We start from the raw sequence: 16094 nt of genomic DNA on the forward strand, positions 1-16094 counted from the left end.
GGACGGGCGCTCAGGCGGCGCCGGCCTTGTACCCGACACCGCGAACCGTCACCACGACCTCGGGGCGCTCCGGATCCTTCTCGATCTTGCTGCGCAACCGCTGCACGTGGACGTTGACCAGGCGGGTGTCGGCGGCGTGCCGGTAGCCCCACACCTGCTCCAGCAGCACCTCCCGGGTGAAGACCTGACGCGGCTTGCGGGCCAGCGCGACGAGCAGGTCGAACTCGAGCGGCGTCAGCGGGATGGGCTGGGAGTCGCGGATCACCTGGTGCCCCGGCACGTCGATCTCGATGTCGGCCACCCGCAGCCGCTCGGCGGTGCCGGAGTCCGAGCGCCGGAGCCGGGCGCGGATCCGCGCGGTCAGCTCCTTGGGCTTGAACGGCTTCATGACGTAGTCGTCGGCCCCGGACTCCAGGCCGAGCACGACGTCCACGGTATCGGTCTTCGCGGTCAGCATGATGATCGGGACGCCGGACTCGGCGCGGATCTCCTTGCAGACGTCCAGACCCGACGTCCCCGGCAGCATCAGGTCGAGCAGCACCAGGTCCGGGTGGGTCTCGCGGAACATCTCCAGCGCCTTGGAGCCGTCCCGCACGACGGCGGTCTCGAAGCCCTCCCCACGCAGGACGATGGTCAACATCTCGGCCAGCGCCGGGTCGTCGTCGACCACCAGCACACGAGCTCTCATGCCCTCCATCGTCCCACCTGCACGCGCGGGACGCGGGTAGTCGCGCGTGCGAGCCGGATGGGGATACCCCGCGCAGGAGATGGATCCGGTGGACCGGGGCCGGGCGGCGCCGCCGTCGGCTCCCGGGGTGCGCACCCCGGCCGTGCGACCATGGCCCGGTGAACGCGCCGGTGCAGTGGTCGTCCCCGTCGCCGGCGGGTCCGCAGCAGTGGCCGGGCCTGGTCCCGCTGCGGCCGCTGACCGTCGGCGAGATCATCGGGATCGGCCTGCGGCTGGCCTGGCGCAACCTGGCGGTGCTCGCTCCCGTCGGGTTCCTCGCCGGCCTGCTCGTCACCGGCGCCGACATCGGCAGCCTGGCGGTGATCGGCCACCTCGGGGACTACGCCGACGGGTCCCTGCTCCGCGCCCTGAACCGGCGCGCCGAGCAGGGGCTCGCGCCCACCGGCGGCCAGCTCGCAACCGTAGTGCTGCCGACGCTGGTCACCGCCGTGGTCGGCGCCGCCCTGAACTTCTTCGCCGCCGGTGTGGCCACTCCGCTGGCCGCGGAGATGGCCCTGCGCCCGCAGGGCGCGCGGGTCGGCTTGCGGCGGCTGCGCACCCGCTGGCCGGTGCTGCTCGGCGCGGGCGTGCTCGCCGCGCTGCTGGTGATGGTCGGCATGGTCTTCCTGCTGGTGCCCGGCCTGATCCTGCTGGCCGCCCTGCAGCCGGTCGGCGCGGTGGCGGTCATGGAGGGGCTGTCCGTCCGGGAGACGTTGATCCGGGCGGCACGACTGACGGCCGGGCGACGGTGGCGGGTCTTCGGCGTCTCGCTGCTCGGCTCGCTGGTGGTGGCGCCGGTCGCGCTGGTCGGCGTGGCTCTCGCGCAGCGACTGGCGGACCACGCCACGACGGCCTTCGTCCTGCAGCAGGTCGCGAGCGTCCTGATCTCCACCGTGACGGTGTCCTGGACCGCGATGATCGGGGCGCTGCTCTACGTCGACCTGCGGATGCGCACCGAGGACCTCGGTCCTCGCCTGCTCCGGGCGGCCACCGGCGGCTGACGCCGGCGCCGCCAGCCGTCAGCCGAGCAGGGCCGCCGGGTCCACGGGCACGGACCCGTCGACGACGCGCCACGGGCTCAGGTACCCCTCCGCCGCGAGCCTGCGGTACATGCGGTCGGTGCGCTCCTGCAGGCCACCGTCGGACTCGAACCGGTCGAGCGCCCGGCCGGCGTCCTGCTCGGCGCGCCCGCGGGCACGCGCGGCGGCGACGTCGGGCGGGGTGGCCAGCAGCACCTGCAGATCGGGCACCGGCAGGCCGAACCGGTCGATCTCCAACCGGCGGACCCAGTCCGGGAAGTCCGTGTGGACGTCCGGGGCGCCGAGCCGGGCGGAGCCGTAGGCGGCGTTGGAGCTGACGTACCGGTCGAGCAGGACGAGGTCGGACTGCTGCAGCAGGTCGCGGATCCCGTCGGCGGCGTCCCGCCGGTCGAGCGCGAACAGCACCGCGGGGCCGTGCACGGACTGGCTCAGATCACCGAGGCGGCCGTACAGCGCGTCCCGGACCAGGTCCGCGTGGACGTCCGCGCCGTACCGCGGGAAGGCCAGGGTGGCGACCCGACCGCCGGCCGCGGTGACGTGCCGGGACAGCGCCGCGGTCAGCGTCTGCTTGCCCGAGCCGTCGAGGCCCTCGATCGCCACCAGCCGTCCCACGCCGGCGACCCTAACCGGAGCCCGACGCCTCATGGCCGGCCGTCCTCCCCTCGGCGGGGCCGCGGAGCGCGGGGTGTTGGATGGGCGCATGACGACTCCCGCCGACCGTCCCGAGGTCGAACCGCCGACCGGGCCCGCACCAACCGAGCTGGTGATCCGCGACCTGGTCGTGGGTGAGGGCTCCGAGGCCCGGCCCGGTGACCGGGTCACCGTGCACTACCTGGGCGTCGAGTACGACAGCGGCGAGGAGTTCGACTCGTCGTGGAGCCGCGGCGAGTCGATCGACTTCCCGCTCCGCGGCCTCATTCAGGGCTGGCAGGACGGCATCCCGGGCATGCGGGTGGGCGGCCGGCGTGAGCTGACCATCCCGCCGCACCTGGCCTACGGTCCCGCGGGCGCGGGTCACCGGCTGTCGGGCAAGACGTTGGTCTTCGTCATCGACCTGCTCGGCGTCGGCTGAGCCGACAGTCGGGCACCGTCGGCTGAGCCGACAGTCGGGCACCGTCGGCTGAGCCGACAGTCGGGCACCGTCGGCTGAGCCGACAGTCGGGCACCGTCGGCTGAGCCGACAGTCGGGCACCGTCGGCCGAGCCGAACAGGTCCGAGGCCCCGCTCAAGGCTGGTACGGCGGGGCGACTCCCCATCCCCAGCACGGGACGGGTGCGTGCTCGACCACGGCCGCGCCGGGCTGCGAGTTCTGCTGGGCCAGCCGGGTGCCCCACTCGGCGTACCCCATCAGCGCAGCCCGGAACTCGGGGTCGGCCGGGAGTTCGGCGAGGTCGGCGGCCTTCGAGAGCAGTGTGACGAACCGCAGCCGCAGCTCGGGCGTGATGGCCAGCCCGCGGTGGTGGGCCAGCATGTGCTCGTACCCGCCGTGGTGCGCGGTGTAGTCCGCGGGGCCGCCCATGACCTCGCACCACCAGGTCGTCACATGGTCGCGGTGTTCGGCGCTCACCGTGCCGCCGAACAGGCGCGCCAACTCCGGGTCGTCCTCGACGAGGTCGTAGAAGGCGTCGAGCCATCGCCGGAATGCCGGGCGTCCGCCGCCCCAGTCGTGGACGGTGGGGGTCTCGGTCATGGCCGAGAAGATAGGCCGGCGCACCGACAGCGTCGAGCGACGTCACCGGGGCCGGGGTGCGGTCACCTCAGGCTGCGGCGCAGGTCGTCCAGACCGACGGCCGGGAAGCGCCCCGAGAGCCGCGTCGGCACGCCGTCCTCGAAGGCCACGACGTCGACGTCGACCGTCGTGGTCCGGTACCCGGAGGCGGTCAGGCAGCCCAGCGGGACGAAGAGCGCTGCGCGGCCGACGACGGGGATCGCGGTCACCAGCCGATCGGCTGCGGTCAGGGGCACCAGGGTGACCAGCGCGGAGCCGTCCGCGGCCCACGAGCTCGTGGCCGTCCCGTTGACGGTCGTGACACGGGAACCGGCCCGGCCGCCCCAGACGTACCCGTCGACGGTGCCGCGCACCGGATGACCGGCGAGCACCTCGTCCACGGTCACCCGCAGCCGGGACAGGATGGTCCGGCGTAGCGCGGTCCGGCCGGTGGCCACGACATAGGCGCGGACCAGCGACTGCCCACCGGTCCGCCCGGTCCAGAGCTGCCACAGCGGGGTGGGTGAGGCGCAGGCCGCGTCCACCTGACCCTGCTGCGGCCGGTAGGCGGGCAGGTCCGCGAGCGGCGCCCGGGACGTCACCGGCTCCGTGACGGGTGGCCCGGCGACGGTGGATCCTGAGGTCCTGGGCCCTGGCGACGGCACCGATCCCGGCCCGCCCGGTGGGGTGACGCGACCCGTCCCGTCCGCGGCGTCGCCGGTGGCTCCGGTCGGCGCCGCCGTGCTGCGGACGGTCGGCGGGGCACCGCCGGCGCGCGGCTGGGCGTCGCACCCACCGAGGGCCAGCAGCGCCAGCGCAACGGCCGCACTCGTTCTGGTCCGGCCGCGGCGCAACGTCACCATGCCGGTGCGACGGGCGCGGACCGGCCAGGCGTTGCACGCCACCCAGCCGGAACGCCACCGGCCCCGACGCGGTGCGCGTCGGGGCCGGTGGACGAGGAGCTGCGGGCTCAGTACCGGTAGTGCTCCGGCTTGAACGGACCCTCGACGTCGACGCCGATGTACTCGGCCTGCTCCTTGGTGAGCTTGGTCAGCTCGCCGCCGAGCGCCTCGACGTGGATCCGGGCGACCTTCTCGTCCAGCGCCTTGGGCAGCCGGTACACCTCCTTGTCCCAGGTGTCCGGCTTGGAGAACAGCTCGATCTGTGCGATCACCTGGTTGGAGAAGGACGCGCTCATCACGAACGACGGGTGCCCCGTGGCGTTGCCCAGGTTCAGCAGCCGACCCTCGGACAGCACGATGATCGTGTGGCCGTCGCCGAAGCGCCACTCGTCCACCTGCGGCTTGATCTGCACCCGCGACGCACCGGACCGCGCCAGCCCGGCCATGTCGATCTCGTTGTCGAAGTGGCCGATGTTGCCCAGGATCGCCTGGTGCTTCATCCGCTGCATGTGCGGGACACCGATGATGTCCTTGTTGCCGGTCGTGGTGATCACGATGTCGGCCTGGTCCACCAGCGAGTCGACGGTGCCGACCTGGAACCCGTCCATCAGGGCCTGCAGCGCGCAGATCGGGTCGACCTCCGCGATGATCACGCGCGCCCCCTGGCCGCGCAGCGACTCCGCGGCGCCCTTGCCGACGTCCCCGTAGCCGGCGACCAGCGCGACCTTGCCGCCGATCAGGACGTCGACGCCGCGGTTGATGCCGTCGATCAGGGAGTGGCGGATGCCGTACTTGTTGTCGAACTTGCTCTTGGTGACCGAGTCGTTGACGTTGATCGCCGGGAACAGCAGCTCGCCGGCCGCGGCCAGCTGATAGAGCCGGTTGACGCCGGTCGTGGTCTCCTCGGTGACCCCGCGGATGGCCGGCGAGGTGCGGGTCCAGTACTGGCCGTCGTCGGCCAGCGACTGCCGCAGCAGGTCCAGGACGACCGCGTACTCCTCGGTGTAGTCCGGGTCGTCCTCGGACAGCGGCGGGACGACGCCGGTCTTCTCGTACTGCACGCCCTTGTGGATCAGCAGCGTGGCGTCCCCGCCGTCGTCCAGGATCATGTTCGGACCCTCGGCAGCGCCCGATCCCGCCGAGCCCTGCGGAGCGGGCCAGCGCAGCATGCGGTCCGTGCACCACCAGTACTCCGGGAGCGTCTCGCCCTTCCAGGCGAACACCGGCACGCCCTTGGGCTCCTCGACGGTGCCGTACGGGCCGACCACCACGGCGGCCGCGGCGTGGTCCTGGGTGGAGAAGATGTTGCAGGACGCCCAGCGCACCTCGGCACCCAGCGCCACCAGGGTCTCGATCAGCACGGCGGTCTGGATCGTCATGTGCAGCGACCCGGAGATGCGCGCGCCGGCGAGCGGGCGCACCTCGCTGTACTCCCGCCGCAGGCTCATCAGCCCGGGCATCTCGTGCTCGGCGAGGGTGATCTCCTTGCGGCCGAACGCGGCCAGCGAGAGGTCGGCGACCTTGAAGTCCAGGTCACCGACCCGGTCGACGGTGAGGGCGGGATGCGCACCGGCGTCACCGGCCGTGGGTCCTGCGGGGAAGTCCGTGGTCGTGGTCAAGAGGCTCTCCTGGAGAGGTCGCGCGGTGTCGCGCCGCGGACAGCGACGCACGAGGGCCGGACTCGGGCGACACCCTGCACCGGACGCCCCCGTGGGGCGTGCATGTCACCGAACACCCTACCGCCGGGCTCCCCACCGGTCCGGCCCGACGCGCGCCGGGACGCCCGCGCCGGAAGGCCCGGTCAGTCGGCAGGCGTCGCCGGGGTCCGGCCCGTCCGGCCCGGCTCTCGGCCCGCACCGGACGTCAGCCCGGCCAGCGCGACGAGCACCAGGACCAGCAGCAACGCCCGCAGCAGGCCGACGTGCTCGCCGACGAAGCCGATGAGCGGCGGACCCACCAGGAAGGCGCAGTAGCCGATCGTGGCCACGGCGCTGACCCGCGCCGCGGCGGTGGCCGGGTCGTCCGCGGCGGCCGACATGCCGACCGGGAAGCCGAGCGACGCGCCGAGACCCCACAGCACCACGCCGACCACCGCCAGCCAGGGGGCGGGCGCGACGATGAGCAGCGTCAGGCCGACGGCGGCCAGCCCTGCGGTCGCCCGGAGCACCGGCACCCGACCGAACCGGTCGAGCACCGTCACGCCGACGATCCGGCCCACCGTCATCGCGGTGACGAACACGCCGAAGACGAACGCGCCGGTCGCGTTGCTCACGCCGTGCCCGTCCACCATGGCCAGCGCCAACCAGTCGTTCGCCGAGCCCTCGGCGAAGGCCATGCCCAGCACGATCAGCCCGATGAAGACGGTGCGGCTGTCCCGCCAGATCGCCAGCCGGGACCGCCACCCCGACACGCCGTGCCCGTCCGCGTCCTCGGCCGGCTCCGCCGGCGCGTCCGGGTGCGGCTGCAGGCGCGGTACCGCCACCAGTGCACCGAGGACCAGCACGCCGGCGATCACGGCGGTGTGGGCCAGCACCGGGACGTGCAGGCGTTCCGCCAGCCCGCCCAGACCGGCGCCGGCCATCGTGCCGATGCTGAAACTGGCGTGGAACAGCGGCATCACGGTCCGGCCCAGGGCGCGCTCGTTGGCGGCGCCCTCGACGTTCATCGAGACGTCGAGCATCCCGTTCGCCGCGCCGAACACCGCCAGGCCCACGATGACCCAGACCATGCTGGTCAGCACGCTCGCGCCGACGCCGGCGAAGACCAGCCCGCCGGACAGCACCAGCAGGCAGCCCAGGATGGTCGCGCGGGGACCGGCCACGGCGAGGACGTGACTGGACAGGGTGAGCCCGACGATCGATCCCGCCGCGATGCCGAAGACGACCCAGCCCATCTGCGCGGTCGACGCGTGCAGCAGGTCCCGGATGGCGGGGTTGCGCGACAGCCAGGTCGCCACGGCGAGCCCGCTGAGAGCGAAGATCAGGAACACCGCGTTCCGCCATGCCCGCACCGCCTCGCGGCTCAGCGGGGCGGGCGCCCTGCGGGACGTCTGCAGGCCGTCGGACATCACTCGTTCTCTCTGCTCGGGCGGTTGCACCCCAGCATGACAGGTGGGGCCGGACTTCGGTCGAATCGATTCGATCGAACCGTTTCGACTACGCTAGGTGGCGCTCCGGGCAACGTCAAGCGTCCCGGGGTCCGGCCCGGCTCCCGCCCTGCCGGTTAACCGCTCCGCGAGGTGACCCCTGGACCGCAAGGCAACGCTGGCCGGTGTCGCAGCCCGCGCCGGCGTCGCCGTGTCGACCGCGTCCCTGGTCTTCAGCGGCGGCGGCCCGGTGTCCGAGGCGACGCGGGGCAAGGTGCTCACCGCGGCCGCCGAGCTCGACTACGCCGGACCCGACCCGCGCGCGCGGTCGCTGCGCCGCGGCCGGTCCGGCGTCATCGCGGTGGTGATCGAGGAGCGGGTGATCGACGCCTTCCGGGACCCGGTGGCGATCGCCTTCCTCGACGGTATCGGCCAGGAGATCTCGGACAGCGGGGCGGCGCTGCTGCTGGTGCCGGACGCCGGTGGCGGCCACACCAGCCTCGAGTCGGCGGCCATGGACGCCGTCGTGCTCGTCGGTTGCAGCCCGCACGTCGACCGGGCCGTGCAGACCGCGCGGCGCCGCGGCGTGCCGGTGGTCTCGCTCGGCGGCACCCCGTTCGCCGACGTCCCGGCCGTCGAACTGGACGACCGGGAGGCCACCGCGACGCTGGCCGGGCACCTGCGGGACCTGGGTCACCGCAGGGTGGCCACGGTGACCCTGCCGCTCGGTCCCGAACGGCGCCGCGACCGGTTGACAGCGGAGGCGGTCGCCGCCGCCACCGTCCGCACCGCCGTCGAACGGCTGGCCGGCGCCCGCTCGGTGTTCCCGGACATGGACGGGGTCGTCGCCGCGAGCAGCCGCGTCGAGGAGGGCCGGGTGGCCGGGCGCGAGCTGCTCGCCGCCCCGGACCGGCCCACGGCCGTCCTGGCGCAGAGCGACCTGCTGGCCGCCGGGGTGATCCTGGCCGCCGAGGAGCTCGGTCTCTCCGTGCCGGGCGACCTGTCGGTCGTCGGCTTCGACGGCATCCGCATCGACACCGTCGTCCCGCACGACCTGACCACGATGGTGCAACCCGCCGCGGACCAGGGGCGGGCGGCCGCCGCCCTGGCGATCGCCCGGATCGACGGTCAGGACGTCGCCTCGGAGCACTTCCGCAGCGAGTTCCACCGCGGCGGCACCACCGCGCCTCCGCGGGGCTGACCCCGCGCGCTGTGGCAGCGCGACGTCCGGCGCCGTACCGGTCGGTCGAGGTCACGGGCTGTCCGCGGCGGCTGTCGGGGGTGCGGGCCACCATGGTCCCCAGCCGGCCGTGGAGCCGGCCGCGGAGGAGGACAGATGAACGAGCCGAGCCAGCCCCGGGCCGTCGTCGCCGGCAGCGACCGCGAGCCGTTGGCGGGCGCCGCCCCGGTGGCCCCGGCCGACCCCGACCAGCAGGCCACCGTCACCGTGATGGTGCGACGGAGGTCGGGGGCCGCCCCGCGGGTGAGCGGGCCGGCAGCCCCCCGGGTCAGCCGCGCGGACTTCGCGCAGACCTTCGGGGCGGACCCCGACGACATCGACGCGGTGACGCGCTTCGCGGCGGAGCACGGGCTCGAGGTCGCCGAGGCGGACCCGGCGGCGCGGACGGTCCGGCTGCGCGGCACGGTGGCGGCGCTGCAGTCCGCCTTCGCGGTCAGCCTGGCCACGTACGAGCACGGCGACGGCCGCTACCGCGGCCGGGAGGGCGCGGTCACCGTCCCCGCCACGCTCGGTGGCGTGGTCACCGGTGTCTTCGGGCTCGACGACCGCCCGCAGGTCCGTCCGCGCCTGCACCAGGTGCGACCGGCGGCCGTGGACGACTCCTTCGCCGTGACCGAGCTGGCGTCGCTGTACGACTTCCCCACCGGTGCGACCGGCGCCGGCCAGACCATCGCGATCGCCGAGTTCGGCGGCGGGTACCGGCAGGCCGACCTGGACGCGTTCTTCCGCGGGCTGGGCCTGGCGACGCCGTCGGTGACCGCGGTCGGGGTGGACGGTGCCGACAACAGTCCCGGCGAGGACGCGGACGTCGAGGTCGTGCTGGACGTCGAGGTGGCCGGGGCGGTCGCGCCCGGCGCGGCGATCGCCGTCTACTTCGCCCCGAACACCGACCAGGGCTTCATCGACGCCGTGACCAGAGCCGTCCACGACACCGAGCGCGACCCGTCGGTGCTCTCCATCTCCTGGGGCGGCCCCGAGGAGGAGTGGACCGAGCAGACCCGGACGGCGATCGACGAGGTGTTCGAGGACGCCGCCGCGCTCGGCGTGACGGTGCTGGTGGCGGCCGGTGACCACGGAGCCGCCGACCGCAGCGCCGACATGGCCGGCTACGACGGCCGCGCCCACGTCGACTTCCCGGCCTCCAGCCCGCACGCCACCGCCTGCGGCGGCACCCGGATACAGGCCTCCGGCGGTGCCATCACCAGCGAGGTGGTGTGGAACACCGGCGACGGCTGGGCCACCGGCGGCGGCGTCAGCAGCGCCTTCCCGCCACCCGACTGGCAGACCGCGGAGCCGACGTCGGTGGACCCGCCGCACGGCCGGGGCCGCGGCGTGCCGGACGTCAGCGGCAACGCCGACAGCACGACCGGGTACCGGATCCACGTGAACGGGCAGGACACCGTCGTCGGTGGCACCAGCGCCGTCGCGCCGCTGTGGGCCGGGCTGGTCGCGCTGGTGAACCAGTCGACCGGCGAGCGGGTCGGCTTCGTGAACCCGGCGCTGTACGCCGCACCCGCCGGGACCTTCCGGGACATCACGCAGGGAGACAACGGCATCCCGGCGTCCGGCCGTGCGCCGGCCACCCCCGGGTACCCGGCCGGCACCGGCTGGGACGCCTGCACGGGGCTCGGCAGCCCGGTCGGCACCGCCGTGCGCGACGTGCTGGCCGCCGCCGTGACGGGCGGCGGGACCGGTGCCGGTGGTGGGGCGGGCTCCGGCGCCGGCCCGGCGGCCGCACCCGGCGCGGGCGGCGGTACGGCGGGCGCCGCAGCGGGCGCCGGGGCCTACCGGGGCTCGCCGCTGTTCTTGGACGATGACGATGACGACGAGGACGGCGACGAGCTCGACGACCCGGACGGCGCCGGGCTGCCCGACTACGACCACGAGCGGTGGGGCGAGGAGGAGCTCGAGGACTGACCGCGGTCGCCGCATCGGGAGCGGACGGCGGGCCGACGCCGAACCGGCGCTCCGGCCGACTGGTTCGATCGTCCGGACTCGGCGGCCCGGTGTGGCGGGCGACGACCGCTTGCCGGGCTCAGCCGGTGATCGCCCCCACCGCGGCCGAGCGGACGAGCTGCGAGTACTTGGCCAGCACCCCGCGCGTGTAGCGCGGCGGCAGCGGCGCCCACTCGGCGCGCCGCCGGTCGAGCTCGTCGGCGTCCACCAGCACGTCCAGGGTCCGGGCGGCGATGTCGACGCGCACCCGGTCGCCGTCGCGCAGCAGCGCGACCGGTCCGCCGTCGGCGGCCTCCGGGGCGATGTGGCCGATGCACAGCCCGGTGGTCCCGCCGGAGAACCGGCCGTCGGTCAGCAGCAGCACGTCCTTGCCCAGTCCGGCACCCTTGATCGCCCCGGTGATCGCCAGCATCTCCCGCATCCCGGGACCGCCCTTGGGGCCCTCGTAGCGGATGACGACCACGTCGCCGCGGGCGATGCGTCCCTCGGTCAGGGCGTCCATCGCCGCGCGCTCCCGCTCGAACACCCGGGCCGGACCCTCGAACACCGCGGCGTCGAAGCCGGCGGTCTTGACCACCGCACCGTCGGGCGCGAGCGACCCGCGCAGGATGGCCAGTCCCCCGGTGCGGTGGATCGGGTCGTCCATCCGCCGCAGCACGTCGCCGTCCAGGTCGGGGATGTCCAGCGCGGCCAGGTTCTCGGCGAGCGTGCGGCCGGTCACCGTCACGGCGTCGCCGTCGAGCAGGCCGGCGTCCAGCAGCGCCTTCATCACCACCGGGATGCCGCCGACCCGGTCGACGTCGTTCATCACGTAGCGCCCGAACGGCTTGAGGTTGGCCAGGTGCGGCACCCGGTCGGCGACCCGGTTGAAGTCGTCCAGGGACAGGTCGACCTCGGCCTCGTGGGCGATCGCCAGCAGGTGCAGCACGGCGTTGGTCGACCCACCCAGTGCCATCACGACCGCGATGGCGTTCCGGAAGGCCGCCGGGCTGAGGATGTCGCGCGCCCGGATGCCGGAGCGGAGCAGCTCCACGGCGGCCTGGCCCGACCGGCGGGCGTACAGGTCGCGCCGGCGGTCCGCCGACGGCGGCGCCGCCGATCCCGGCAAGCTCATGCCGAGCGCCTCGGCGACCGCCGCCATGGTGTTGGCCGTGTACATGCCGCCGCAGGCGCCCTCGCCGGGGCAGATGGCCCGCTCGATGCGGCCCAGGTCGTCCTCGCTCATCAGCCCGGCCTTGCAGGCGCCGACCGCCTCGAAGGCGTCGATGATGGTGACGTCCTTCTCGGTGCCGTCGGACAGCTTGACGCGGCCGGGAGCGATCGAACCGGCGTAGAGGAACACCGACGACAGGTTCAGCCGGGCCGCCGCCATCAGCATGCCGGGCAGCGACTTGTCGCAGCCGGCGAGCAGCACCGACCCGTCGAGCCGCTCCGCCTGCATGACCGTCTCGACCGAATCGGCGATCACCTCCCGCGAGACCAGCGAGAAGTGCATGCCCTCGTGACCCATCGAGATGCCGTCGGACACGCTGATCGTGCCGAACTGCAACGGGTAGCCGCCGGCGGCGTGCACGCCGTCCTTGGCGGCCTGCGCCAGCCTGTCCAGGGACAGGTTGCAGGGCGTGATCTCGTTCCACGAGCTGGCGATGCCGATCTGCGGCTTCTGCCAGTCCTCGTCGCCCATGCCGACCGCCCGCAGCATGCCGCGGCTGGCCGCCTTCTCGATGCCGTCGGTGACGTCCCTGCTGCGCGGTTTGATGTCCGGGGTGCCCATACCTGGGACTCTAGGACGGTCCCCCGTCACGCAGGACGTCGGTGAGCAGGACCCGCAACTGCGCCACCGCCGGATGCGGCGCCACGGCCGGCCACACCAGCAGCACCGGCACCCGCGGCGCACCCGCGGCCGGCACGAACACCACGTCCGGGTGCGGGTGCTGGAACGCCGTCGCCTCGGTCGTCACCCCCACGGCGTCGCCGGAGGCGATCGCGGTCAGCCACTCGTCGGTGTTGGCCGACCGGACCAGCCGCGCCGGACCGGCGTCGTCCGGCCACAGCGCACGCGTCGTCGTGCCGATCGGCGGCGTGACCGCCACCGTCTCCCCCACCAGAGCGTCCAGCCCGGGCGCCGGCTCGTCGAGCAGCCGGTGACCGACCGGCAGTGCGAGCACCCGCTGCTCCTCGAACAGCAGCTCGGACACCACGGCGGGGTCGTGCAGGTCGTCGCCGTCTCCGCGGATCACCGCGACGTCGACCACGCCCGACCGCAGCCCGGCGTCGCGGGCGTCCACCCGGTGCACCTCGAGCGGCACCCCGGGGTGCCGGCGCCGCCAGATCTGCAACACAGTGGTGGTCCGCCGACCGAGCGCGCCCCAGCTGTAGCCCAGCCGCAACGGGCGCGGCGCCCCGGACACCGCCTCCCGCACCGCGGCCAGGGCGCGCAGGGCCGCGGAGGCCGCCGGCACCGCCCGCTCACCCGCGGCGGTCAGCCCGAGGCTCCGCGTGGTCCGCTCCACCAGCCGGGTACCGAGCAGGTCCTCGAGCTGCGCCAGGGCCCGGGACACCGCGGACTGGCTGATACCCAACGCGATGGCGGCATCGGTGAAGGTGCCTTCGCCGGCGAGTGCAAGCAGCGCCCGCAGGTGCCGAGGATCCGGGTCGCCGTTCATGCGCGACGAGCATAGGTGCACGCCGACCCGCATTTCTTTCCGCGCGCCGGGATGCCTACCGTGGCGGCCGTGACTGTCTCCGGCACGGTGTCCCGCGGCGGGCGGTCGGGCGACGACGCGGCGGCCGACGCCGCGCTGCGGGGCACCGCCCTCGCCGTCGGCAGCGTCGCGTCGGTGCAGTTCGGCGCCGCGCTCGCCGCCCGGCTCATCGACTCCGTCGGCATCCTGGGCTCGGTCTCGCTGCGTCAGGCGTCCGCGGCGCTGGTGCTGACCCTGGTGACCCGGCCCTGGCGGGTGTCCTGGCGCGGTGCCGACCTGCGGGCGACCCTGCTGTTCGGCGCCGTGTTCGTCGGCATGAACCTGAGCCTGTACACCGCGATCAGCCGGCTGCCGCTGGCCACCGCGATCACCCTGGAGTTCCTCGGACCGCTGGTGCTCAGCCTGGTCACCGCCGGCACCTGGGCGCATCGGGTGTGGGCGCTGCCGGCCGGCGCGGGTGTGCTGCTGCTCGGCGGCGGGCTGCACGCCGACGACGTCCTCGGCGTCGCCTTCGCGCTCGCCGCCGGCGTGCTGTGGGCGACGTACATCCTGCTGTCCCGCCGGATCGGGCGCTCCTCCTCGGGGCTGGCCGGCCTCACCCTCGCCACCGCCGTCGGCGCGGTCGTCCTGCTCCCGGTGGGCGCCGTCCAGGTCGGCGCCGCCCTGTGGCATCCGGCGATCCTCGGCGCGGGGCTCGTCGTCGGCGTGCTGTCCTCGGCACTGCCCTACAGCCTGGACATGCTGGCCCTGCGCCGGCTGCCGACCGCCGTGTTCAGCGTCCTCACCAGCCTCAATCCCGCGGTCGGCGCGCTGGCCGGGCTGCTGGTACTGCACCAGCGGCTGCCGTGGCCCGAACTGGTCGGCATCGGCCTGGTCACCGTGGCGAGCATCGGCGTCACCCTCGCCGCCCGGCGACCGGCCGGCGGCCGCCGGGCACGCCGGGCAGGCGGGTCAGGACGGGCGACGGCGGGCGCGACGGAGCAGCGACATCCGGATGCGACGGCACAGGCCCCGGTGGGCCCGACGGAGGACTGACCCACCGCTCCGTCAGCCCTCGTCGAGGGCCGGCCGTCGCACCCACCGCCAGGTTGCGAACGCGCCGGCCACGGCCAGGACCGCGACGGCGAGGAACGCGGCGCTGAAACCGGTGTAGGACGACCAGCGGACGTCGTGCAGGTAGTCGACGAAGGCCGGATCGAAACTCGACGGACGCAGACCGGTCCGCTCGGCCGCCACGATGTCGTCGCGCAGCGTCGAGTACTGGGTGTCCGTGAGGTCGGTCAGCGGCCCGGCCGTGATGGTGGCGTGCAGCCGGACGACATAGACCGAGTGGAACACCAGGTAGATCACCGCGATGCCGAGGGCGCCCCCGAACTGCTCCGCCGCGGCCGAGACACCGGACGCCTGGCCGTGCGACCGCTCCGGCACCTGGTCCAGGCTGACCGGGTCGTTGAGCGACAGCACCAGCGCCAGCCCGACGCCGTAGACGACCAGTCCGGGCAGCACGGACAGGAAGCTGTTGCCGTACACCCCCGCGGCCAGCAGTACGCCCGACGCCGCCAGCAGGCCGAATCCCGTCACCAGCGGGACCCGTCCGCCCACCCGGTCGTACCAGCGGCCGGCCAGCGGCGCCACGAAGATCATCGGCAGGGTCGTCGGCACGAGTGCGAGGCCGGCAACGGCAGGACTCATGCCCAGATTCAGCACGAGCAGCAGGGGGAAGAGCACGCCGAGGCCCATCTCGGCCATGCCGCCCAGGAGCTGACCGACCGTGGCGGCGCGGTAGTTGCGATGACGGCGGAGCAACGCGAACTCCAGCAGGGGGTTCCTGCTGCGGCGCTCGGCCAGGACGAAGCCGGCCGCGGCGACCGCGCCGACGGCCAGCGCCGACCACACCACCGCTGAACCCCATCCCCAGACCTGCGACTGGGCGACCCCGAACACCACCCCGATCAACGCCACCGACAGCGACACCGTGCCGGCGAGGTCGATCCGGTGACTGCCGGCCGCAGGCGGGTCACGGCGCACCGACCGCAGCGTGGCCGCCACGGCCAGCGCGGCGAGCGGCACGTTGATCAGCAGGACGGACCGCCAGCCGAAGGCGGAGGTCATCGCGCCGCCGAGGACCGGTCCGAAGGCGCCGGCAACCGCTGCGGCGCCGCCCATCAGCCCCAGCACCCGCCCGCGGTCGCCCGGCGGGTGTGCGTCGCTGACGATCGCCACCGTGGTGGGCAGCATCAACGCTCCACCGACCCCCTGCAGCACGCGGAACACCAGCAGCAGCGGGAAGGTCGGAGCCGACCCCGCGCACGCCGAGGCCGCGGCGAAGACCAGCGACCCGAGGAGGAACGTTCGGCGGCGGCCGATCAGGTCCCCGAGCCGTCCGCCGAACACCAGCAGGCCGGCCAGCGGCAGCAGGCTGGCGTTCAGCACCCACTGCACCTGCTGCGACCCGATGCCGAAGTGCTGGATGATGCTCGGCAGGACCAGCGGCACCGCCGTCTGGTCGACCAGCACCATCGCATTGGCGAGCGTCATGGCCACCAGCACGACGGTGCGGGACCCTCCGCCGCCGACCACCGGGCGACCGCGTGTGGCGACCGGGGCCGCGGGCGTCGGACGTGGTGCGGGTGCGCTGCTCATCGGCTCTCCCCGGGGGGTGGGGGCGTGTCCGCCGGCGCCGGCACGTCGCCGTCCGCCGCACCCATCGTGGCGAGCGGGGCCGAGCTGG

The 16094-nt window shown here is 74.3% G+C and carries 14 protein-coding genes; 5 read left to right on the forward strand and 9 right to left on the reverse strand.

From position 1 onward, the window contains the following. Positions 1–10: 10 nt before the first annotated feature. Positions 11–688, reverse strand: a complete 678-nt coding sequence (mtrA, locus tag IEY37_RS01060; protein ID WP_229673503.1) for an MtrAB system response regulator MtrA — start codon at positions 686–688, stop codon at positions 11–13. 158 nt (positions 689–846) lie between these two features. Here mtrA and IEY37_RS01065 point away from each other — a divergent pair, with 158 nt between their 5' ends. Further along, entirely contained in the window at positions 847–1728 is an 882-nt protein-coding gene (locus IEY37_RS01065; RefSeq protein ID WP_188939660.1) for a DUF7847 domain-containing protein, read from the forward strand. An 18-nt stretch (positions 1729–1746) separates the two neighbouring features. Here IEY37_RS01065 and IEY37_RS01070 read toward each other — a convergent pair whose 3' ends face one another. Then, positions 1747–2379 (reverse strand): dTMP kinase, encoded by a 633-nt coding sequence (locus tag IEY37_RS01070; RefSeq protein WP_188939661.1) that lies wholly within the window; start codon positions 2377–2379, stop codon positions 1747–1749. An 88-nt stretch (positions 2380–2467) separates the two neighbouring features. On the opposite strand from IEY37_RS01070, the gene IEY37_RS01075 reads away from it, so the two are divergent. Then, positions 2468–2839 (forward strand): FKBP-type peptidyl-prolyl cis-trans isomerase, encoded by a 372-nt coding sequence (locus IEY37_RS01075; RefSeq protein ID WP_188939662.1) that lies wholly within the window; start codon positions 2468–2470, stop codon positions 2837–2839. Between the two features lie 153 nt (positions 2840–2992). Here the strand turns inward: IEY37_RS01075 and IEY37_RS01080 are convergent, their stop codons facing one another. The 4 genes from IEY37_RS01080 to IEY37_RS01095 all read right to left on the reverse strand — a co-directional run bounded on the left by IEY37_RS01080 (position 2993) and on the right by IEY37_RS01095 (position 7444). Continuing rightward, the gene (locus IEY37_RS01080) at positions 2993–3457 is read right to left on the reverse strand and encodes a group II truncated hemoglobin (protein WP_188939663.1); all 465 of its coding nucleotides are present in this window, start codon (positions 3455–3457) and stop codon (positions 2993–2995) included. A 62-nt stretch (positions 3458–3519) separates the two neighbouring features. Beyond that, a complete protein-coding gene (locus IEY37_RS01085; RefSeq protein ID WP_188939664.1) occupies positions 3520–4077 on the reverse strand; it encodes a hypothetical protein in 558 nt (185 codons plus the stop codon). Positions 4078–4445: 368 nt separating this feature from the next. Further along, complete coding sequence (gene ahcY, locus IEY37_RS01090) at positions 4446–5909, reverse strand: adenosylhomocysteinase (protein WP_308426360.1); 1464 nt, start codon at positions 5907–5909, stop codon at positions 4446–4448. Positions 5910–6178: 269 nt separating this feature from the next. After that, positions 6179–7444, reverse strand: a complete 1266-nt coding sequence (locus IEY37_RS01095; protein WP_188939666.1) for an MFS transporter — start codon at positions 7442–7444, stop codon at positions 6179–6181. 196 nt (positions 7445–7640) lie between these two features. Here IEY37_RS01095 and IEY37_RS01100 point away from each other — a divergent pair, with 196 nt between their 5' ends. Beyond that, on the forward strand, positions 7641–8663 hold the full coding sequence (locus IEY37_RS01100; RefSeq protein WP_268237957.1) for a LacI family DNA-binding transcriptional regulator: 1023 nt from the start codon (positions 7641–7643) through the stop codon (positions 8661–8663). A 135-nt stretch (positions 8664–8798) separates the two neighbouring features. Continuing rightward, a complete protein-coding gene (locus tag IEY37_RS01105; RefSeq protein ID WP_188939667.1) occupies positions 8799–10619 on the forward strand; it encodes a S53 family peptidase in 1821 nt (606 codons plus the stop codon). Between the two features lie 118 nt (positions 10620–10737). On the opposite strand, the gene ilvD is transcribed toward IEY37_RS01105, so the two are convergent. Together ilvD and IEY37_RS01115 are read right to left on the reverse strand one after the other, a co-directional pair. Then, positions 10738–12432, reverse strand: a complete 1695-nt coding sequence (ilvD, locus tag IEY37_RS01110) for a dihydroxy-acid dehydratase (RefSeq protein ID WP_188939668.1) — start codon at positions 12430–12432, stop codon at positions 10738–10740. 10 nt (positions 12433–12442) lie between these two features. Beyond that, complete coding sequence (locus tag IEY37_RS01115; RefSeq protein WP_229673505.1) at positions 12443–13324, reverse strand: LysR family transcriptional regulator; 882 nt, start codon at positions 13322–13324, stop codon at positions 12443–12445. 69 nt (positions 13325–13393) lie between these two features. On the opposite strand from IEY37_RS01115, the gene IEY37_RS01120 reads away from it, so the two are divergent. Further along, a complete protein-coding gene (locus tag IEY37_RS01120; RefSeq protein WP_229673506.1) occupies positions 13394–14398 on the forward strand; it encodes an EamA family transporter in 1005 nt (334 codons plus the stop codon). Positions 14399–14410: 12 nt separating this feature from the next. On the opposite strand, the gene IEY37_RS01125 is transcribed toward IEY37_RS01120, so the two are convergent. Next, positions 14411–15943: an MFS transporter gene (locus IEY37_RS01125; protein ID WP_188939671.1), complete on the reverse strand. Its 1533-nt coding sequence runs from the start codon at positions 15941–15943 to the stop codon at positions 14411–14413. Positions 15944–16094: the final 151 nt, after the last annotated feature.

Source organism: Nakamurella endophytica (assembly GCF_014646215.1).
In the GTDB taxonomy this organism is placed as follows: domain Bacteria; phylum Actinomycetota; class Actinomycetes; order Mycobacteriales; family Nakamurellaceae; genus Nakamurella; species Nakamurella endophytica.